Origin of the sequence: Janthinobacterium sp. OK676 (assembly GCF_900103595.1) — a bacterium.
GTDB lineage: Bacteria > Pseudomonadota > Gammaproteobacteria > Burkholderiales > Burkholderiaceae_D > Janthinobacterium.
The window spans coordinates 184,076-204,638 of record NZ_FNHA01000005.1 but is presented as its reverse complement, the minus strand read 5'-3'; the positions used below and the strand labels follow the sequence as shown (position 1 = coordinate 204,638).

The window sequence follows — 20,563 nt, the reverse complement described above, 5'->3', positions numbered from 1 at the left end:
CGAGCACGTTTGTGTAAAATTTGCTTCACTTATCGGCGCCACGTCGATTGCCAAATTTGAAAGTTTAACCATGAAACAAGTCGTCATCAGCGGTACCGGACTGTACACGCCGCCATTTTCGATCTCCAACGAAGAACTGGTCACCTGCTTCAATGCCTACGCGGAAAAGTTCAATGCCGATAACGCCGACGCGATCACCGCGGGCACGGTGACGGCGCTGGACCTGTCGAGCGTGGCCTTCATCGAAAAGGCGTCCGGCATCAAGTCGCGCTTCGTGATGGAAAAGGAAGGCATCCTCGACCCGGCGCGCATGGTCTCGCGCATCCCGGAACGGGGCGATGACGAACTGTCCCTGCAGGCGGAAATGGCGGTCGCCGCCGCGCGCGACGCGCTGGCCCGCGCCGGCCGCACGCCGGCCGACATCGACATGGTGCTGGTGGCCTGCAGCAACATGCAACGCGCCTACCCGGCCATGGCCGTGGAAGTGCAGGATGCGCTGGGCATCGATGGTTATGGTTTTGACATGAACGTGGCGTGCTCGTCGGCCACCTTCGGCATCCAGCAAGCCGTGGCCGCCGTGCAAAGCGGCCAGGCGCGCGCCGTGCTGGTCTTGAATCCCGAAATCACCAGCGGCCACCTGAACTGGCGCGACCGCGACAGCCATTTCATTTTCGGCGACGCCTGCACCGCCATCATCGTCGAAGCGAAAGACACGGCCGTGTCCCGGCACCAGTTCGAGATCATCGGCACGGAACTCAAAACGCGCTTCTCGAATGCCATCCGCAACAATTTCGGCTTCCTCAACCGTTTTGACGAGTCAGGCGTGGGCCAGGCCGATAAACTGTTCCGCCAGCAAGGCCGCAAGGTCTTCAAGGAAGTGTGCCCGATGGCCGCCGAGATGATCAAGGCGACCCTGGCCAAGGCCGGCGTGGAAGTGGCGCAAGTCTCCCGCTACTGGCTGCACCAGGCCAACCTGAACATGAACTTGCTGATCGCGCGCCTGATCCTGGGCCGCGACGCGCAAGAGAACGAAGCGCCCGTGATCCTCGACACCTACGCCAACACCTCGTCGGCCGGTTCCATCATCGCCTTCCATAAATATCAGGATGACATGGCGGCGGGCAGCACCGGCGTCATCTGCTCGTTCGGCGCCGGCTATTCCATCGGCTGCGTGGTCGTGCGCAAGGTCTGAGCGCATGGGTGTAACATCGCTTGATTCCTTGAATTAGGCGATGTTCGGGGTGGATAGGCATGCGTTCGCGGCCACCTGGACGAAGATATAGCACTGGTTTTTTGCGATAAAGCCGCAGGAAATTTTCCGGCAGCGGCTTTGATGCGTTTATACTTAGCCGCTGAGCAACATCTTTTCCATCCGCACATCCGCCATAAGGAACCCCACACGCATGCCCCATGACATCAGCCTGATCACCACCATCGCCGCCGCCCTCGGGTTCGGCCTCATCTTCGGCTTCATTGCCGCGCGTCTGAAACTGCCGGCACTGGTCGGCTATCTGGCCGCCGGCATCATCATCGGACCGGCCACGCCCGGTTTCGTGGCGGATGCGGAAATAGCGGGACAATTGGCGGAAATCGGGGTGATGCTGATGATGTTCGGTGTCGGCCTGCACTTTTCCATCGAAGATTTATGGGACGTGCGCAAGATCGCGCTGCCCGGCGCCATCCTGCAGATCGGCGTCGCCACGGCGATGGGCATGGGCCTGGCCCACTGGTGGGGCTGGACCCTCGGTGGCGGGCTGATCTTCGGCCTGGCCCTGTCCGTGGCCAGTACCGTGGTGCTGCTGCGCGCGCTGGAAGAACGGGGCATCCTCGATTCCCTCAATGGCCGCATCGCCGTCGGCTGGCTGGTAGTGGAAGACCTCGTCACCGTGCTGGTCCTCGTGCTGCTGCCGGCGTTTGCCGGCGCGCTGGGCGGCAAGGTCGCCCCTGGCGCCGAAGCCGTCAGCCTGTGGCAAACCCTGGCCATGACCCTGGGGCAAGTGGCCGGCTTCATTCTCTTCATGCTGGTCGTCGGCCGCAAGCTGTTCCCGTGGATACTGTGGCAAGTGGCGCGCACCGGTTCGCGCGAGCTGTTCACCCTGTGCGTGATCGCCGCCGCCGTCGGCATCGCCTACGCTTCCACCAAGCTGTTCGGCGTGTCCTTCGCGCTGGGCGCCTTCTTCGCCGGCATGGTGCTGCGCGAGTCCGAACTCAGTCACCGCGCCGCGGAAGAATCCCTGCCCCTGCGCGATGCGTTCGCCGTGCTGTTCTTCGTTTCCGTCGGCATGCTGTTCGAGCCGAACATCCTCGTCGACAAGCCTTTGCAAGTGCTGGCCGTGTGCGCCATCATTATCTTCGGCAAGTCGATCGCCGCCTTCCTGCTCGTGATGGCGCTGCGCTATCCGCCGAAAACGGCCATCATCGTCTCGGCCAGCCTGGCGCAGATCGGCGAGTTCTCGTTCATCCTGGCCGCGCTGGGCCTGTCCCTGGGCCTGATGCCGCAGGAAGGCCAAAGCCTGATCCTGGCCGGCGCCATCCTGTCGATCGCACTCAACCCGCTCGTCTTCAGCATGGCCAAGCCGCTGCTGCGCGTGATCGGCAACAGCGATTTCGCCCGCAAGTTCGAACGCACGACGGATCCGCTGGCCGAGCTGCCGATGACGGTGCCGCAGGAAAAACTGTCGGGCCAGATCGTCCTCGTCGGCTATGGCCGCGTGGGCCGGCGCATCGCCGCCGCCCTGATGGAGCGGGGCATCCACTTCGTCGTGGCAGAGGAAAACCGCGAAATCGTCGACCAGCTGCGCAAGCAGGGCATTCCCGCCGTGGCCGGCAACGCGGGCGAACCGGCCGTGCTGATCCAGGCGCACATCACGCATGCCACCATGCTCGTCATCGCCACGCCGGACACCTTCCACGTGCGCGCCATGATCGAGACGGCGCGCGCGCTGAACCCCGCCATCCTGACGGTGGTGCGCACGCACAGCGAAGAAGAGGCGGAATTGCTGCGCGCGGAAAACGCGGGCAAGGTCTTCATAGGCGAGCACGAGCTGGCCAATGGCATGGCCGAGCACGTGCTGCAAAGTTTTGAGACAGCGAAGAAGGGGCATGGCCATTAAGGTTCTTTGATGCCGAACCTCTAGCCCATGCAAATGCCGGGGTCGGATCCTGAGGGTCCGACCCCAGTTTTTTTTCCGGGTTATAAACTCGCCGCCAGCTCCGCCCCTTCGCGTATCGCCCGCTTGGCATCGAGTTCCGCCGCCAGCGCGGCGCCGCCGATCTTGTGGAAACGGGGGCCGCCAGCCTGCAAGGGCTTGCCATCCTTGTCGACGGGCGGCATGAGTTCCGTCAAGCTGTCCTGGCCCGCGCAGATGACCACGTTGTCCACGGCCAGCAGGCGCTGCTCGCCGCCCACGGTGATGTGCAAGCCCTGCTCGTCGATCTTGTCATACGCCACGCCGGCCAGCATGGCCACGCCGTTTCTCGCCAGCGCCGCGCGGTGCACCCAGCCCGACGTCTTGCCCAATCCGGCGCCCACTTTCGACGTCTTGCGCTGCAACAGGAAGATTTGCCGCACGGGATGGGGCGCCGCGGGCGGCACCAGGCCGCCGCCGGTCGCCGCGTTCAGGTCCACGCCCCACTCGCCCGCCCAGGTGGCCACGGTTTGCGGCAGCGGATGCGCCGGGTCGTGCAGCAAATACTCTCCCACGTCGAAGCCGATGCCGCCCGCGCCGATGATGGCCACGCGCGCACCCACGGGTTTCTTGGCTTGCAATACATCGAGGTAGGACAGCACCTTCGGATGGTCGATGCCGGGAATGGCCGGCAGGCGCACCTTGATGCCGGTGGCGACGATGACGTCGTCATAGCCGCCGGCCAGCAATTGCTCGCGCGTGACGCGCTGGCCCAGGCGCAGCTTGACGTCCAGCAGCGCCAGCCGACGGCTAAAGTAGCGGATGGTTTCCGTGAATTCTTCCTTGCCGGGAATTTGCATGGCTACCTTGAACTGGCCTCCCACGCTGTCGCTGCTGTCGAACAGGGTCACGTGATGTCCGCATTCGGCGGCCACGCAGGCGGCGGACAGTCCGGCCGGCCCGGCGCCGACGACGGCCACCCGGCGCGGCACGGCCTTTTTCGCGTACACGAGTTCCGTTTCATGGCAGGCGCGCGGATTGACGAGGCAGCTGGCGCGCTTGTTGGCAAACGTGTGATCAAGGCAGGCCTGGTTGCAGCCGATGCAGGTGTTGATCTCGTCGGCGCGGCCCGAGGCGGCCTTGGCGACAAAGTCAGGATCGGCCAGGAAGGGGCGCGCCATCGACACGAGGTCGCAGTCGCCCCGCTCGAGGATGGCATTGGCCTCATGCGGCATGTTGATGCGGTTCGAGGCCACCACGGGGATCGCCACTTCGCGGCGCAGCCGGCCCGCCACGGAAGCGAAGGCCGCGCGCGGCACCGAGGTGACGATGGTGGGCACCCGCGCCTCATGCCAGCCGAAGCCGGTATTCAAAATCGTCACGCCCGCCTGCTCCAGGGCCTTGGCCACCGCCACCACGTCATCCCAGGTATTGCCGCCCTCGACCAGGTCGAGCAGGGAATGGCGGTACATGATGATGAAGTTGGGGCCGACGGCGGCGCGGATGCGGCGCACGATGTCCACGGGCAGGCGCATGCGGTTCTCGATGCTGCCGCCCCAGCGGTCCTGGCGCAGATTCGTGCGCGCACACAGGAACTGGTTCAACAGATAGCCCTCGCTGCCCATCACTTCGATGCCGTCGTATCCCGCCTTTTGCGCTAGGCGCGCGCAGCGCACGTAGTCGCAGATCGTGCGTTCGATGCCGCGTTCGCTCAAGGGGCGGGGGCGGAAGGGGGAAATCGGCGATTTCCTGGCCGACGCCGAGACGACGAACGGCTGATAGCCATAGCGGCCAGCATGCAGGATCTGCATGACGATCTTGCCGCCCTCCTCGTGCACGGCGCGCGTCACCTTGCGGTGGTTGGGCACGTCGCCGAGGAAATTCAAGGTCCCGCCGAACGGCAGCAGCCAGCCCTGGCGGTTCGGCGAAATGCCGCCCGTGACGATCAGCCCCACGCCGCCGCGCGCCCGTTCGCGGTAAAACGCGGCGAGCTTGCCATAATGATAAAAGCGGTCTTCCAGGCCCGTGTGCATGGACCCCATGATGACTCGGTTGCGCAAGGTGGTAAAACCCAGGTCGAGCGGGGCCAGCAGATGGGGATAGGCAGTCATGGTGATCGGTCCGGTAATAGTGGTTGCAGGCCGTACGGTAGCAAGCATTGCCGATCGCCGCAGCGACTTTCTCTAGACCGGGAGTTCTAAATCGCCCGGCGCAGCGGCCGGCGACGCTTACGGCTTGTGCCGGCCGGTACTTTCCCGTAGGCTAGGTGCATGACGCGATTCTTCCTTTGCCTGCTGATGCTGTGCGCCGTCCCCGCTACCGCGCTGGCGCAGGCGATACGCCTGGACAAGCTCAAGGTCGAGGTCAAGCGCATCGAGGTCGACGGGCAGCGCATGTATGAAGTCGATGCCAGCGCCAGCGTGCAGGCGCCGTCGGCGTCCGTGTGGAAAACCCTGACCACCTACGAGCGCATGAATGAATTCGTGCCCGACCTCAGTTCCTGCCGCGTGCTGTCGCGCAACGGCAATGAAGTCATCATCGAGCAGCAGGGCATGGCGCGCTTCCTGTTCATGAACCACGCCATCCACCTGGTGGTGCGGGCCACGGAAACGCCGTTCACGTCCATCGACATCGCCCTGATCTCCGGCGACATGCGGCATTATGAATCGCGCTGGAATCTGTATCCCGTGCCCGAGACGGGCGGCACGCGCATCGTCTTTTCCAGCCGGCTGATGCCGGGCTTCTATGTGCCCGGCATGCTGGGCACGACCATGATACGCGGCGATATCGAGCGCATGATGGCGGCCGTGCTGGCCCGCATCGACAGCCAGCACATGGAAAAGTCAGGCTGAATTACGCCAGATAGGTATCGCGGTCGCGGATTTCCGCGAAGTTTTCCAGGCTGCCCAATTTGACCGTAACGGGGTTCAGGCTGGCTTGTGGCTGCATCGAACGCCAGGCGAACAGCCATTCCTGCTCAACGGCCTCGGCGCGCGTCTTGGTGAAGGCAGCGCCCAGGGCCGCGCGCTGGCCATATTCGACCAGGCCATCGATGCCTGCCCAGCTGGGCAAGGTGCGCTGTACGGCGCGGTGCAGGCGTTCGCCGAATTCTTCCGTATTGTGGATGATCAGGCAAGCGTCGGCCGGGGCGAACAGGTCGAACAATTGCTTGTCCCACACTTGCGAAAAACTCAGGGTCAGACAATTGCCCGCAGGGGTCAGGCGGAACTGGCCCAGGCTCAGCGCCTGCTCGAGTTCGCTGCGCTGGCCGTAGCGGTGCAGGGTGGGGGGACGTTTGTAATCGTGCATGCTGGACTCGTTCTTCAATAGTAGGGTAAACCGGCGCGCCGCTTAACGTGGCGGGCGGATATGGCGCCGGATGCGCTGGGCCGTCGCGGCCAGGTAAATTTCGCGCAGTAAATAAATAAAACAGCCGATCAGGCAAAGCACGGCCAGCACAAAGAAGGCCGCGATGTATTTGTCCAGGGTCAGGTTCAGAATATCGCCCAAAAACAGCATGGCGATGATGACGCAGACGAAGAAACCGCACGCCGTGCTCAGCGAAATCGAGTAATTGATCAGATGGGTACGCCGATACAGGGTATCTAGCTCATCCATATAGAAATCGTTGTAGCCGATATCGAGCCGGTCTTCCAGCACGCGCGTGCGGTCGATGATGCGGCCCAGGCGGTTGGTCAGCACCACCAGCATGGTGCCAATACCGGTCAACAGGAAAACCGGCGCAATCGCCAGCTGGATGATATGGCCGATGTCGCCGATCTGTATGTTCATGGATAAAAAGTCGTGGGTTCACACCGGCGCCCGACCGTGGCGCCAGCACAGGCCATAGTGTAGCAGGTGGCGCACGCCGGCTGGCCGCTTTGCCAACCGGCGTGTCGCATGGTCATGCGAAGCCGCGTCCCGGCACGAAGCGCTCGGTGGCGCGCACCAGCGCCGAAGCGATGCCGTGCTCGAGCGCGCCATGGCCCGCATCCGGTATCATTTCCAGTTGCGCGCCGGGCCAGGCCTGCTGCAGCCGGTAAGCCGACAGCGGCGGGCAGATGGCGTCGTAACGGCCCTGCACGATGACCGCCGGCAAATGCGCGATGCGTCCCATGTTGCGGATCAGCTGGTCTTCCTCGAAGAAACCGAGATTGGCCATGTAATGCGATTCGAGCCGGCCCACGCCCAGGTCCAGCGCATCGTTCGGCACGTCCTCGGGCTGCGGCATCAGGTAGACGCGGCGGCCTTCGAAGCGGCTCCAGGCACGCGCGGCCGGCCAGTACACGGCGGGATCGCTGCTGAGGATGCGTTGCACGTAGGCCGCCAGCAAGTCGCCCCGTTCTTCCGGTGGAATCGGCGCGGCGAATTCCGCGTACAGTTCCGGATAGAACCAGCGCACGCCTTCGATGAACCAGTCGATTTCCGCCTGCGTGCACAGGAAAATGCCGCGCAGCACGAAACCGAGGCAGGCTTCTGGATGCGCCTGGCCATACGCCAGCGCCAGGGTCGAGCCCCAGGAGCCGCCAAACACCAGCCATTGGGCAATGCCGAACTGGGCGCGCAGGCGTTCGATGTCTTCGATCAGCAGCTGCGTCGTGTTGTTGCGCCATTCGCCCAGCGGCGTGGACTTGCCGGCGCCGCGCTGGTCGAACAGGATCACGCGGTAGCGCTGCGGATCGAAGAAGCGGCGGTGCTGCGGCGACAGGCCCGCGCCGGGGCCGCCATGCAGGAACAGCACGGGGATGCCGTCGGGGTTGCCGCACTCTTCCCAGTAAATGGTGTGGATGTCATCGACCGTCAGCATGCCGTGCCGGTTCGGCGACAGGACGGGAAACAAAGGTGTCAGGGAATCGGGCATGGCGGTCCTTGGAATGGCGATCAGGGCGCCAGGCGCGAGTCCTGGCAACTGTTCCAATTATAGTGCGCGCCCGGTGCCTCAGGCCAGCAGCAAAGGCAGGCGGTTCGACGACTTGATTTCACGCATCGACAGGCTGGACTGGATTTCCGCCACGCCAGGCAGGCGGCGCAGCACGGTCGAGACAAATTCGCCATACGCTTCCAGGTCGCGCGCCACCACTTGCAGGAAATAATCGGCTTCGCCCGCCACGTTGTGGCACGACAAAATTTCCGGAATCGTCGCGATGGCCTGCTCGAACTGCGACGGCTGCTCGCCGCCGTGGTTGGCAAACACGACCCGCACGAACGCGACGAGGCCGATGCCCAGCTTCTTACGGTTGAGCAAAGCCTGGTAGCCCGTGATAAAACCTTCGTCTTCCAGGCGGCGCAAGCGGCGCCAGACGGGGGTTTCACTGAGTTTCAAGCGCTCGGCCAGGCGCGCATTCGACAGCCTTCCTTCATCCTGCAACAGCCTGAGTATCTGCAAATCGGTGGCGTCGAGGCTAACTTCTGAAATTTTCATCTAATTTTTGTTTTTATACGAGTGGAATCTACCCGAATACTAGGGCATGCAGGGAAGGAAAAGCAAGCACATTTCATCGCAGCGGGAACATAATGGGACCCGGCGAGCAGGCTGCACCGTGCGCATGCTCCCGCTTTTCTTTTCGACTGGCCCATGTCCGATTCTACCTTCCTGATGTACCTGCTGGCACTGGCCGGCGCGTTTTTATTACCGGGCCCCGACATGGCGCTGGTGCTGGCGACGGGCGCCGCGCGCGGCGTGGCCACGGCACTGGTGACGGCCGTGGGCATCGCCGGCGCGCGCGCCGTCCACGTGGCGCTGTCTGGCGCGGGCCTGGCGGCGCTGATGGTGACGCATCCGCAAGCCTTGCAGTGGGTCAAATGGGCCGGCGCCGCCTACCTGCTGTACCTGGCGCTGCGCCTGCTGCAATCGGCCCTGTCCACCAAAACGGCGCAGGAAGAAGCGGCACCCGCCACGGCGCATGGCGCCCGCGCCAGCCTGGTGCGCGGCTTCCTGACGAATCTGCTCAATCCGAAGGCACTGCTGTTTTGCAGCATGTTCCTGCCGCAATTCGTCGCCGGCAGCGAGCAGGTCGGCATGCAATACCTGCGCCTGGGCGCCGTCCTGGTGCTGATGGGCCTGCTGTTCGACGCCCTGTACGCCGTGCTGGCCGCGCGCCTGGCGCGCCGCCTGCGCGGCAAACCCTCGCCTTACGGCAAGTTCGTGCTGCCCACCGTATTCGTCTTGCTGGCCGGGCGGCTGGTGCTGGGCTGACCTGCTTTAGCGTCGGCAAAGAAGGCGGGGTAGTCGTTCAACAAGCCGCGCTCACGATCGTTGACCTTGCGAAATTGCCGCAGCGACGGCGCCATGGCCCGGCCCGCATCCCAGCTGCGCCAGGCGTTCGGCGCATCGAACTGCGCCAACAAGGCGTCGCCCAGATCCTGGTATACGGCCGCCATCTGCGGCTTTGCCTGCAGCACTTGCAGATACAAGGCCGTCGCTTGCGGCCATTGCCCCAGCTTGGCGCGCAAATTCCCCTCGAACAGCGCCAGTACGGCCTGATCCGCCCCCATTTGCTTCCTCAATTCCTGCACGCCGGCCAGCGCGGCCGCGATGCCCTCCTTGTCCTTGGCCAGCAATCCCCGCGTCAAGTCATGGATGGGCTGGCATTCCTGCATGGCCTGCCGTTGCTCCGGCGAGAGTTTTTCGACCAGCGCGCCCGTGGAAAAATGGTCTTCCAGCATGGTCAAGAAAGCTTCGAAGGGCTTTTCTTCGGCAAAGAGCTTTTCCGCTTCGGCCCGCAGCGCCGGATGCACCTGCGGTCCCGGCGGTGGCAGCGACGCCGCCTGCGCCAGCACGCTTTCGAGCGGCGGTGCATCGGCCCCCAGCGGGCGCGGCCGGTAGGCGGCCAGGGTATACGTGGCGGGCGCCCCCGCCGTCATGGCGCTGATGCGGAAATGGCGCGCGACCTTGCCGCCCACCTCCTCGTAGTGCAAGGTGAATGCGGCGGGAATGCGCTTGCCGTCGGCCAGCATCTTCAGCACCAGCGGATGGCCGCCCCATGTGTAGCGCAAATACTGGGCAAACGCCGTCGCATCGTCGTTACTGACGGGGCTGCCGGCAATGCCCAGGCGCAGCAGGGGCTGCTCATCGAGCGACCACAGCACGGCGCCATCGAGTATATGGGGCACGAGCGCATTGCGCCGCCTTGCCGCCGGCAAGGACAGCGCTTGCTCTTCATACACGGGCGGCGTGACGTGGGCTTGCAAGCCGCCAGCCTTGAGCGCGCCGGCCATACCCTGACGGTGCGCTATCTCGATGCGGCGAAAACCCGCCACGTCGAACAGCGAATACGTGTCGTAGGTGGACGCCGCCGTATCGATCACGTAGCGGCGGCGCGTGGCAAAGTCCAGCACGGCCAAGGCCTTGCCATCGCGCACGCTCAGGTAATGTTCGCCCAGCACGACATCGCTTTCCTGCGTAGTGTGCGCGGGCAGGCTGGTTTTCACGCCGGGCTGGTTGACGCGCTCGGTCGTGACCGTGACGTGGAACGCGACGCTGGCCTGGGCCGCGCCGGCGCCCAGGAAAAGAATGGCGGCCACGCTGGCGCGGCGCAAGGCGGGAACGAGGATCATGGAGATGATGCAGTGGAGAAATGCTGATTCTAAGGCAAATCCGGCCATCCCCTTGTTTTGCTGGCAAGCATAAAAAAAGACAGCCGCAGCTGTCTTTTTTGTTTTACCTCAACAACGATTACGACATGTGCTGGCCGCCGTTGATGGAGATGTTGGCGCCCGTGACGAACGCCGCTTCATCGGAAGCCAGGTAGGCCACCAGGCCGGCCACTTCTTCCGGCTTGCCCAGGCGCGCCATCGGAATTTGCGGGATGATTTTGCTGTCGAGCACTTCCTGTGGGATCGCCATGACCATCTTGGTGCCGATGTAGCCTGGCGAGATGGTGTTGACGGTGACGTTCTTGCGCGCCACTTCCAGCGCCAGCGACTTGGTGAAACCATGCATGCCGGCTTTCGCGGCCGAATAGTTGGTCTGGCCGAAAGCGCCCTTCTGGCCGTTCACGGACGAGATATTGATGATACGGCCCCAGCCGCGTTCCACCATGCCATCGCAGACGGGCTTGGTCATGTTGAACACGGAATCGAGGTTGGTGCTCATCACGGCGTCCCAGTTCGGCTTGTCCATCTTCTTGAACGTCATGTCGCGCGTGATGCCGGCATTATTCACCAGCACGTCGACGGGACCGATGTCCTTTTCCACGGCCGCCACGCAGGCAGCCGCCGAATCGTAGTCGGCCACGTCGCAAGGATAGGCCTTGAAGTCGTAACCCATGTCCTTCGTCGTCGCCAGCCAGTCAGCGACTTTCGGATTGCCTGGGGAATATGTGGTCACCACGCGATAGCCGAGGGCCGCCAGCTTGAAACACACCGCTTCGCCCAGACCGCCCATGCCACCAGTTACCAATGCAACTCTTGCCATTTTCATCCCCTCAGTGTCGTTCTATTGCTAAAAAGTTAATTATTTAAATATAGCAGTCCAAAATCGCTACATGACGGCGGCGTACAGCATCGCAGCCAAGCGTAGCGAGCGGCGATGATTTGTGGCTAAGAAGCGCAACCGTGCTCTAGCACGGTGAGCATCGCAGGCCGCAAAGCGCGCCGCGCAGTAGCTTGGGTGCGGTGCCAGCTACTTAATCGCGCTCGATTGCGAGAGCTACACCCATGCCGCCGCCGATGCACAGTGCTGCCAAACCTTTCTTGGCGTCGCGGCGTATCATTTCGTGGATCAGGGTGACCAGGATGCGCGCGCCGGACGCGCCGATCGGGTGGCCGATGGCGATCGCGCCGCCGTTCACGTTGATCTTGCTGGTATCCCAGCCCATTTCCTTGTTGACGGCAATCGCTTGCGCGGCAAACGCTTCGTTGATTTCCATCAGGTCCAGCTCTTCATGCGTCCAGCCGGCTTTTTTCAGGCACAGGCGCGATGCGGAGACGGGGCCCATGCCCATGACGGCCGGGTCCAGGCCCGACGACGCATAAGCCTTGATGCGCGCCAGCGGCTTCAAGCCCAGTTCTTTCGCTTGCGAAGCGGACATCATGATGACGGCGGCGGCGCCGTCGTTCAGGCCCGATGCATTGCCGGCGGTAACAGTACCGTCCTTGGCGAACGCGGGGCGCAGGCCGGACAGCGATTCCAGGGTCGAACCGGGCTTGATGTATTCGTCGCTGTCGAAGACGACGGTGCCTTTTTTGTTGGCGATTTCCAGCGGCAGGATTTCATCCTTGAACTTGCCCGCTTTTTGCGCCGCTTCGGCCTTCAGTTGCGACTGCAGCGCGAATTCATCCTGCTCGGCGCGCGTCACTTCGTATTTCTTGGCGACGTTTTCCGCAGTGATGCCCATGTGGTACTGGTTGTACACGTCCCACAGGCCGTCGACGATCATGGTATCGATCATCTTGAAGTCGCCCATGCGGAAACCGTCGCGCGAGCCGTTCATCGCGTGCGGCGAAGCGCTCATGTTTTCCTGGCCGCCGGCGATGATGATGTTGGCGTCGCCGCACTTGATCGCTTGCGCCGCCAGGTGCGTGGCCTTCAGGCCGCTGCCGCAGACTTTATTGATGGTGAAAGCGGGAATGCTGCTCGGCAGGCCAGCCTTGATGACGGCCTGGCGCGCGGCGTTCTGGCCGACGGCGGCCGTCAGCACCTGGCCCAGGATCGCTTCGCCGATCAGGTTCGGGTCGATGCCGGTTTGTGCCAGCAAGCCCTTGATTACATGCGCACCCAGTTCGGACGCAGGAATCTTAGCCAGGCTGCCACCGAATTTGCCGACTGCGGTACGGCCAGCGGCCACGATTACGACATCATCCATTTATTTCTCCGATATGCAGGCCACGAGGGCCAAGGTCAAGGTGTTAATAGAATCCAATGAGAATCCGGGAAGACACAGCAAGCTGCGTTTCATTCTAGCGCGGCATGCGCCGCAGTTCCAGCGCCGCACCGCAGGCGGCGGCGATGACAGCCTGCTTGCGGTACTGGCGGGCAGCCTGGCGCGGCGGATAGCCGCTGCCGGGCCGCAACACGCTTACGCCTGGCGAGCAGGGCGCGTGTTTTTATTTTTATCATACCCTTCATCGGCGCCGCCGAAAGTGGTTTTTAGAAAATTATTGAAGGGAATAATCAGGGGCACGGGGGTTTGCTTTACCACTTGCAACAGCTCGCCAAATTTTTGACGCGATGCAGCAAACTCACCCTTTGTCACAGTGTCGAATTTCTCCTGGGTTTCTTGAGCAACATCCTTTGCCTGGCGGCCATATGCACCGATGCGTTCGATGGCCAGTTGCGACTGCGTGCGCGACAGTTGCAGCAGCGCTTGCGGGTCCTTCACGGACAGCAGCTGATTGCCCGCCACCGTAGCGGCGGCCAGCGCCGTGCGGGCCGCGTCGAGTTGCAAGTCCAGCACGCTGGCGCCGCTGTCGACGGCGGCCTGAGCATACGCTTGTGCGCTGATCAATTGCGCTTCCATCACGGCCTTGCCGGCCAGTGCCCATTGTTCGGAAAATGAAAACATGTCGTTCCTCCCCAAAGAGTAGGCAGCGCCATGTTGCGCCGCACAGTACTCAACTGTAAGCGGTGGTTCATTGCTGAACCTTGATATTTATCAAGCTTTCCTGTTGGTTTGTTTCCAACTCAACGTTGATCAGGACAACAACTTGATACCGTCGAGCGAGGCCGCGCACTGCTCGCGTATCACGCTGACGAAATCGCGCACGTACGCCTTGTCCTGCAGATGCTCGGGCACGGACACGTACAAATCGCTCCACAGGCCGTGCTCGCCCACCGGGCGCGCCACCACATAATCGTAATCGACGTAATTCTTGATGGCCCAGTTCGGCAAGGCGGCGATGCCGCGCCGGCTCGCCACCAGCTGCAGCACGGCCACCGTCAATTCGGCCGTGCGGCGCTCAAACTGGATGCCGGCGGGCTTGAGCACTTCGCGGATCAGGTCGATGCGCTCTTCCGGCACGGGATAGGTGATCAGGGTCTCGCCCGCAAAGTCGGCCGCCATGAGCCGGCGCTGCGCCTGCAGACGGTGCTTCTGCGCCATCACCACCAGCATTTCAAAGCGGAACAGGGGGAATACGGTGAAATCGGGGCCATACGGCGAGCCGATCACGAGATCCGCCTCGCCCGAACGCAGCAAGTCCGCCGGTTCGCTATGAAAGCCGGAGACAAGATCGATCTCCACTTCCGGCCAGCGCTGGCGGAACGCATCCATCACGGGCATGAGCCAGTCGAAGCAGGTATGGCATTCGAGCGCCACGCGCAACTGCCCTTGGTCGCCCTGCGACAGGCGCGCCACGTCGCGCTCGGCCAGTTCGATCTCGGGCAACAGCTTGTCGGCCAGCTCCAGCAGCCGGCTGCCCGTGGCCGTAAACGCGATCGGCATCGACTTGCGCTCGAACAGGGGCGCCTTGTAGCGCTCTTCGAGCAAACGGATCTGGTGCGACAGGGCCGACTGGGTCAGGTTGAGCAACTGCGCGGCGCGCACCAGGCTGCCGGACGAACGCAGGGCACTCAAGGTGCGCAGGTGGCGAATTTCTAGCATCGGGAAAGGGAATGATGTACGTGAATTATTTTCATGTTATTCGTCAAAATGTTTCGTTTTGATTATAGACCAAGTTGCCGCACACTCTAGCGCATTCACATTAAATCTCGATGACATCATGACCATTCGTACCCACATCCTTGGCTTTCCCCGTATCGGCGCCGCGCGCGAACTGAAATTGGCGCTGGAAAGCCACTGGCGCGGCGAGCTGTCCGAGGCGGCCCTGGAAGCGACGGGCCGGCAATTGCGCGCACGCCACTGGGCACTGCAAAGGGACGCCGGACTCGACTACGTCACCGTGGGCGACTTCGCCTTTTATGACCAGGTCGCCAGCCATATCCAGCTGCTCGGCTGCGAACCGTCCCGTTTCAACTTCACGCCGGAGCAATCGCCCCTGTCGCGCTATTTCACGATGGCGCGCGGTGAGGAAACGCACGCGGAGCACGCGGGCTGCTGCCACGGTCACGCGGAACACGAGGCCGGTCAGCACGCGCTGGAAATGACCAAGTGGTTTGACACCAATTACCATTATCTGGTGCCCGAATTGTCGCCGCAGACCCAGTTTTCCCTCGCTTGCGAGCGCCTGCTGGCGGAAGTGGCCGAGGCGCAGGCGCTGGGCCACCAGGTCAAGGCGGCCCTGATCGGCCCCCTCACCTTCCTCTGGCTGGGCAAGGAAAAGACACCAGGCTTCGACCGCCTGGCCCTGCTGGAACAATTGCTGCCCGTGTACGGCGCCCTGCTCGACCGCCTCAAGCAGCAAGGCGTGACGTGGGTGCAGGTCGACGAACCGATCCTGGGCCTGGACTTGCCCGGCGCGTGGCGCAGCGCTTTCGAGAGCGCCTACTGGCAGCTGAACCAGGTAGGCGTGAACATCCTGCTGGCCACGTATTTCTCGCCGCTGGAAGAAAACCTCAGCCTGACGTGCCGCCTGCCCGTGGCCGGCCTGCACGTGGACGGCATCCGCGCGCCGCATGAATTGACCGGCGTGGCGGACTGGTTGCCCGCACATAAAACCTTGTCGATCGGCATCGTCGATGGCCGCAACATCTGGCGCACCGACCTTGACGCGGCCCTGGCCGTACTGCAGCCGCTGGCGGCCAAGCGCAACGGCCAGCTGTGGCTGGCGCCGTCGTGTTCACTGCTGCACGTGCCGTTCAGCCTGGAAGCGGAAACGGAACTCGACGGTGAAATCCGGACCTGGCTGGCGTTTGCCACGGAAAAACTGACGGAAATTGCGCTGCTCAAGGACGCGCTGGCAGGCCATCCTGATGACACAGCGCTGGCCGCATTGGCCGCGTCTCGCCTGGCCATCGCCGGCCGCCGCGCCAGCGCCCGCGTGCACCGGCCGCAAGTGGCGCAGCGCGTGCAGGCGCTGACGCCCACCGTGGACCGCCGCGATTCCAGCTTCCCGCTGCGCCAGGCCGTGCAGCGCGCGCGTTTCCAGCTGCCCGATTTCCCCACGACGACCATCGGTTCCTTCCCGCAGACGACGGCCATCCGCGCCGCGCGCGCCAGCCATAAACGGGGCGAACTGGCCATCGCCGATTACGAACGGCAGATGCGCGCCGAAATCGCCCACGCCGTGGGCCGCCAGGAAGCGCTGGGCCTGGACGTGCTCGTCCATGGCGAAGCGGAACGCAACGACATGGTCGAATATTTCGGCGAGCAGCTGGACGGTTTTGTCTTCACGCGCTACGGCTGGGTGCAATCGTACGGCTCGCGCTGCGTCAAGCCGCCCATCATCTACGGCGACGTGCAGCGCCCGGCCGCCATGACCGTCAAATGGACGGTCCATGCGCAAAGCCTGACGAACAAACCGATGAAGGGTATGCTGACGGGGCCGGTGACCATCTTGCAATGGTCGTTCGTGCGCGACGACCAGCCGCGCGCCACAACAACACTGCAGCTGGCCCTGGCCATCCGCGACGAAGTGGCAGACCTGGAAACGGCCGGCATCGGCATCATCCAGATCGACGAGCCGGCCATCCGCGAAGGCTTGCCGCTGCGCTGCGGCCAATGGAATACTTACCTGGACTGGGCCACGCGCGCCTTCCGCATCGCCGCGTCCGTGGTCCATGACGCGACGCAGATCCATACGCACATGTGTTATGCGGAGTTCAACGACATCCTGCCGCAGATCGCCGCCATGGACGCGGACGTCATCACGATAGAGACGAGCCGCTCCGGCATGGAGTTGCTGACGGGCTTTGGGCAGTTCCGGTATCCGAACGAAATCGGCCCCGGCGTGTACGACATCCACTCGCCGCGCATCCCCTCGACCGTCGACATGGTGACATTGCTGCAAAAAGCCAGCGCCGTGATTCCGCCGGCCCATTTATGGGTCAACCCCGACTGCGGCCTCAAGACGCGGGGCTGGGTGGAAACGGAAGCGGCGTTAAAGAATATGGTCGCGGCGGCGCGGCAGATGCGTGCGGCCGCATGACATAAGCTGACCCGGGCCGCATGCAAGGCTGCTTTCAGGGCGGCGCACCGGTTTTCCGGGGCGCCGCCCGTTTTTTTGACATGAAGTAGGTGTTGCCCTGCGGAATAGCATGCGCCAGGCCCCTGACGCCGATTTTTTTGCAGTAGAATGCAAGAAATTTACTGCTCCCATTGTTGCCGTACGGAACATCTGGCCTGCCGCAGTTTCACTTTGATAAATGTTTATGTCCAAAAGCCCGTCGCAGAAGCCTATCGAAATCAAGATTTCCACCGTCGTTGCTGTCTCCGCCATCATGCATAGCGCCGATACGCAGGCCCTCGATGCCGCCTTGCGCGACATGACGGGAGGCGTGGCCGACTTTTTCGAGGACGACCTGGCCGTGCTGGACGTGGCAGCCTTGCCGCCCGGCAGCGTGCCCATCGACTGGGCCGCTTTGGTCGCCCTGCTGAAAAAATACCGTTTGAATGCCGTGGCCGTGCGCAATGCGCCGGCCGACATGCATGACGCCATCCTGGCCCAGGGCTTGAGCCTCGACAGCGGCAAGACGCGCGACGATGCGCCGCCCAAGGATGGCCCCAAGGATACGCCCACGGCGGCGGCCCAGGCCGGCGCCGACGCCCAGGTGATGGTGATCGACACGCCCGTGCGGGCCGGCCAGCGCATTTACGCGCGCGGCTGCGACCTGATCATTACCGCTGTCGTCAACAATGGCGCCGAAATCATCGCCGATGGCAGCATCCACGTGTATTCCTCGCTGTACGGCCGCGCGCTGGCCGGCGCCTCGGGCAATCCCCAGGCGCGCATCTTCGCGCTGGCCATGGAACCGGAACTGGTCTCGATCGCCGGCGTGTACCGCACGTTCGAGGATGGTTTCCCCGCAGAAATGGCGCGCGGACCCGCGCAAATTCGTTTGGCTGGAGACAGAATCGATATACACTCTGTCAATCCGGTCACTCCCGTGAACCGCTCTTAAGCTGCACAATTCAAGAGATATCTGAAAAGGATTATTTGTGGCAAGAATTATTGTTGTGACGTCCGGCAAGGGCGGTGTCGGCAAGACGACCTCTAGCGCCAGTTTTTCCACTGGCCTGGCCATGCGCGGTCACAAGACAGCCGTGCTCGACTTCGACGTGGGCCTGCGTAACCTCGACCTGATCATGGGTTGCGAGCGCCGCGTCGTCTACGACCTGATCAATGTGATCAATAAAGAGGCCACCCTGAACCAGGCCCTGATCAAGGACAAGCACTGCGACAACCTGTTCATCCTGCCCGCGTCGCAGACGCGCGACAAGGATGCCTTGTCGGAAGAAGGCGTGGAACGCGTGTTGAACGACCTGATCAACATGGGTTTCGAGTTCATCATCTGCGATTCGCCGGCCGGCATCGAGCATGGCGCGCTGATGGCGCTGACGTTCGCCGACGAAGCCATCATCGTCACCAACCCGGAAGTGTCGTCGGTGCGCGATTCGGACCGCATCCTCGGCATCCTGCAAGCCAAGTCGCGCCGCGCGCAGACGGGCGGCGAGCCGGTCAAGGAACATCTCTTGATTACCCGCTACTCGCCGAAACGCGTGGAATCGGATGAAATGCTGTCCTACCAGGACGTGCAGGAAATCCTGCGCATCCCGCTGGTGGGCATCATTCCGGAATCGGAGCAAGTGCTGGCCGCCTCGAACCAGGGCAACCCGGCCATCCATTTCACGGGCACGGACGTGGCGCAAGCCTATGAAGACGTGGTCTCGCGTTTCCTCGGCGAAGAAGTCGAGCTGCGCTTTACCAACTATGAAAAGCCTGGATTACTCCAGCGCATTTTTGGGGCGAAGTGATATGGCCTTGCTTTCTTTCCTCTTCCCCCCAAAGCCGAAGACGGCCACCGCGGCCAAGGAACGCCTGCAGATCATCATCGCCCGCGAACGCAGCGGACGCGATGGTCCGGACTTCCTGCCTGCCCTGCACAAGGAATTGATCGCCGTCATTTCCAAGTACACCAAGGTCAATGCCGACGACATCAAGATTTCGCTGGACCGCCAGGGCAACCTGGAGGTGCTCGACGTCAACGTGGTGCTGCCGGACGCGTAATAGTTAATCCGGCCTCACCGTGAGCAATTCCTGCGCCACCGCGGCGCAGGCGTTCACGTGCTGGTTGCCGATCTGGCGGAAAACGGCGTAGCCGATGGCTGCCGCCACCGCCTGGCCGGCAAACGGCACGAAGCGCGCCACCTGCTTGGTGGCTATCTTGACCCCACTGCGCTTGAGCAGGTGGAGGATCAGTTCGCGCGACACCAGCTTCCCAACCAGCATGCCCCCCATGCCCACCGCCGCGCGGTAGGCCATCATCTTGAACTGCGGGTTCAGACGCTCGATCTGCTCGGGCGTGAGGCCGAATTCGTGGTTGATATCGTTGATCAGCATGGAAAACAGGCCCACGTCGGACATCAGGTCGACGCCGGGAATGGGAATGGCCGAGGCGCCCGCCGACATCATGGCGCGCCGCTGCACCAGGCGCCGGCAACGCTCGCGCACTTGCTCGATTTCCGCACGACTGGCCGGTATCAGTGTCCAATCGGTAGTGCTCTTGTCTGACATGGCCGCTTCTCCACAGTAGGGGGGTAGATGAACAAGTGTAACGTAAAGGCTCTGCCCTCCGATTTCACTGGACACAGTTGCAATCTCTGTTATATTTCACTTGAGCATTCCTTAACATTACGATAAGCAGAGCAGACCGTCTGTTTGTTGCTACACACTCCAGCCAATTATGCGAATTGCCGTACTCGATAGCGACCATAGCCAGGCAGAGCTGATCTGCCAGGTGCTCACCGCCGCCGGCCACGCTTGCCACGAGTTTCAGAGTGGTAAGGAAATGCTGGGGCAACTGCGCAAGGACAGTTGCGACATGCTCATCCTCGACTGGCATGTGAGTGATCTGGACGGTGCGGAAGTCTTGCGCCGTGCCCGCGAAAAACTGGCGCCGAAGGCGCCCGTGTTGTTTATGACCAACAGTTCCGGCGAAGACGACGTGGTGGCGGGCATGACGGCCGGTGCCGACGACTACATGATCAAGCCATTGCGGCGCAGCGAACTGACCTTGCGCACCCAGGCGCTGCTGCGCGTGGCGTATCCTGCCCAGAATGGCGCCGAATACTTGCAATTTGGTCATTACACATTTGAAACCCGCCCCGGCCGCCTGCTGCGCGATGGCGAAGTGCTGGACGTGACGCACAAGGAATTCGCCCTGGCGCTGCTGTTTTTCCGCAACCTGGGCCGGCCCCTGTCGCGTGCCTACATCCACGAAGCCGTGTGGCAGCGCGACACGGCCCTGCCCTCGCGCACCATGGATACCCACGTCTCGCGCGTGCGCAACAAGTTGCAGCTGAAACCGGAACATGGCTACAGGCTCGTGCCCGTCTACAGCTACGGTTATCGCCTGGAAAAACTGGGCGGCTGAACGG

20 protein-coding genes are annotated in these 20,563 nt (G+C 62.8%); 9 read left to right on the top strand and 11 right to left on the bottom strand.

Annotated features, from left to right (window positions below):
- Positions 1 to 70: 70 nt before the first annotated feature.
- Positions 71 to 1,192, top strand: coding sequence for a beta-ketoacyl-ACP synthase III (locus BLU39_RS12395; protein ID WP_092713346.1), 1,122 nt, complete (start codon positions 71 to 73; stop codon positions 1,190 to 1,192).
- A gap of 211 nt (positions 1,193 to 1,403) precedes the next feature.
- Positions 1,404 to 3,113: a cation:proton antiporter domain-containing protein gene (gene ybaL / locus BLU39_RS12390; RefSeq protein WP_092713344.1), complete on the top strand. Its 1,710-nt coding sequence runs from the start codon at positions 1,404 to 1,406 to the stop codon at positions 3,111 to 3,113.
- Positions 3,114 to 3,193: 80 nt separating this feature from the next.
- On the opposite strand, the gene BLU39_RS12385 is transcribed toward ybaL, so the two are convergent.
- A complete protein-coding gene (locus tag BLU39_RS12385) occupies positions 3,194 to 5,239 on the bottom strand; it encodes an NADPH-dependent 2,4-dienoyl-CoA reductase (RefSeq protein ID WP_092713342.1) in 2,046 nt (681 codons plus the stop codon).
- Positions 5,240 to 5,398: 159 nt separating this feature from the next.
- On the opposite strand from BLU39_RS12385, the gene BLU39_RS12380 reads away from it, so the two are divergent.
- Positions 5,399 to 5,980, top strand: coding sequence for an SRPBCC family protein (locus tag BLU39_RS12380; RefSeq protein WP_232731264.1), 582 nt, complete (start codon positions 5,399 to 5,401; stop codon positions 5,978 to 5,980).
- 1 nt (position 5,981) lies between these two features.
- On the opposite strand, the gene BLU39_RS12375 is transcribed toward BLU39_RS12380, so the two are convergent.
- The 4 genes from BLU39_RS12375 to BLU39_RS12360 form a co-directional block, all read right to left on the bottom strand.
- Positions 5,982 to 6,437: a hypothetical protein gene (locus BLU39_RS12375; protein ID WP_092713340.1), complete on the bottom strand. Its 456-nt coding sequence runs from the start codon at positions 6,435 to 6,437 to the stop codon at positions 5,982 to 5,984.
- A gap of 42 nt (positions 6,438 to 6,479) precedes the next feature.
- Positions 6,480 to 6,920 carry a DUF2721 domain-containing protein gene (locus tag BLU39_RS12370; protein ID WP_092713338.1) on the bottom strand — a complete coding sequence of 147 codons (441 nt, stop codon included), beginning with the start codon at positions 6,918 to 6,920 and terminating at the stop codon, positions 6,480 to 6,482.
- 112 nt (positions 6,921 to 7,032) lie between these two features.
- The gene (pip, locus tag BLU39_RS12365) at positions 7,033 to 7,989 is read right to left on the bottom strand and encodes a prolyl aminopeptidase (RefSeq protein ID WP_092713334.1); all 957 of its coding nucleotides are present in this window, start codon (positions 7,987 to 7,989) and stop codon (positions 7,033 to 7,035) included.
- 78 nt (positions 7,990 to 8,067) lie between these two features.
- Positions 8,068 to 8,550 carry an Lrp/AsnC family transcriptional regulator gene (locus tag BLU39_RS12360; protein ID WP_076564899.1) on the bottom strand — a complete coding sequence of 161 codons (483 nt, stop codon included), beginning with the start codon at positions 8,548 to 8,550 and terminating at the stop codon, positions 8,068 to 8,070.
- Positions 8,551 to 8,703: 153 nt separating this feature from the next.
- On the opposite strand from BLU39_RS12360, the gene BLU39_RS12355 reads away from it, so the two are divergent.
- Entirely contained in the window at positions 8,704 to 9,324 is a 621-nt protein-coding gene (locus BLU39_RS12355) for a LysE family translocator (RefSeq protein ID WP_254788960.1), read from the top strand.
- Here BLU39_RS12355 and BLU39_RS12350 read toward each other — a convergent pair.
- The 5 genes from BLU39_RS12350 to BLU39_RS12330 all read right to left on the bottom strand — a co-directional run bounded on the left by BLU39_RS12350 (position 9,261) and on the right by BLU39_RS12330 (position 14,671).
- Positions 9,261 to 10,685, bottom strand: coding sequence for a tetratricopeptide repeat protein (locus BLU39_RS12350; protein WP_092713332.1), 1,425 nt, complete (start codon positions 10,683 to 10,685; stop codon positions 9,261 to 9,263). The genes BLU39_RS12355 and BLU39_RS12350 overlap by 64 nt on opposite strands.
- A 118-nt stretch (positions 10,686 to 10,803) precedes the next feature.
- Positions 10,804 to 11,544 carry an acetoacetyl-CoA reductase gene (gene phbB / locus BLU39_RS12345; RefSeq protein WP_092713330.1) on the bottom strand — a complete coding sequence of 247 codons (741 nt, stop codon included), beginning with the start codon at positions 11,542 to 11,544 and terminating at the stop codon, positions 10,804 to 10,806.
- Between the two features lie 211 nt (positions 11,545 to 11,755).
- Complete coding sequence (locus BLU39_RS12340; RefSeq protein ID WP_035823614.1) at positions 11,756 to 12,934, bottom strand: acetyl-CoA C-acetyltransferase; 1,179 nt, start codon at positions 12,932 to 12,934, stop codon at positions 11,756 to 11,758.
- 213 nt (positions 12,935 to 13,147) lie between these two features.
- Positions 13,148 to 13,633 (bottom strand): phasin family protein, encoded by a 486-nt coding sequence (locus BLU39_RS12335; RefSeq protein WP_092713328.1) that lies wholly within the window; start codon positions 13,631 to 13,633, stop codon positions 13,148 to 13,150.
- A gap of 129 nt (positions 13,634 to 13,762) precedes the next feature.
- Positions 13,763 to 14,671: a LysR family transcriptional regulator gene (locus BLU39_RS12330; RefSeq protein ID WP_092713326.1), complete on the bottom strand. Its 909-nt coding sequence runs from the start codon at positions 14,669 to 14,671 to the stop codon at positions 13,763 to 13,765.
- A gap of 118 nt (positions 14,672 to 14,789) precedes the next feature.
- Between BLU39_RS12330 and metE the strand changes: the two genes are divergently transcribed.
- From metE to minE, 4 genes are all read left to right on the top strand, one after another.
- Positions 14,790 to 17,114 (top strand): 5-methyltetrahydropteroyltriglutamate--homocysteine S-methyltransferase, encoded by a 2,325-nt coding sequence (gene metE / locus BLU39_RS12325; protein ID WP_092713324.1) that lies wholly within the window; start codon positions 14,790 to 14,792, stop codon positions 17,112 to 17,114.
- A gap of 223 nt (positions 17,115 to 17,337) precedes the next feature.
- A complete protein-coding gene (gene minC, locus BLU39_RS12320; protein WP_092713322.1) occupies positions 17,338 to 18,087 on the top strand; it encodes a septum site-determining protein MinC in 750 nt (249 codons plus the stop codon).
- Between the two features lie 37 nt (positions 18,088 to 18,124).
- The gene (gene minD, locus BLU39_RS12315; protein ID WP_034752889.1) at positions 18,125 to 18,940 is read left to right on the top strand and encodes a septum site-determining protein MinD; all 816 of its coding nucleotides are present in this window, start codon (positions 18,125 to 18,127) and stop codon (positions 18,938 to 18,940) included.
- Position 18,941: 1 nt separating this feature from the next.
- Positions 18,942 to 19,193 (top strand): cell division topological specificity factor MinE, encoded by a 252-nt coding sequence (gene minE, locus BLU39_RS12310; RefSeq protein WP_034752886.1) that lies wholly within the window; start codon positions 18,942 to 18,944, stop codon positions 19,191 to 19,193.
- A 3-nt stretch (positions 19,194 to 19,196) separates the two neighbouring features.
- Here the strand turns inward: minE and BLU39_RS12305 are convergent, their stop codons facing one another.
- Positions 19,197 to 19,700, bottom strand: a complete 504-nt coding sequence (locus tag BLU39_RS12305) for a hypothetical protein (RefSeq protein ID WP_092713320.1) — start codon at positions 19,698 to 19,700, stop codon at positions 19,197 to 19,199.
- A 169-nt stretch (positions 19,701 to 19,869) separates the two neighbouring features.
- On the opposite strand from BLU39_RS12305, the gene BLU39_RS12300 reads away from it, so the two are divergent.
- Complete coding sequence (locus BLU39_RS12300; RefSeq protein WP_046681910.1) at positions 19,870 to 20,559, top strand: response regulator transcription factor; 690 nt, start codon at positions 19,870 to 19,872, stop codon at positions 20,557 to 20,559.
- Positions 20,560 to 20,563 lie beyond the last annotated feature (4 nt).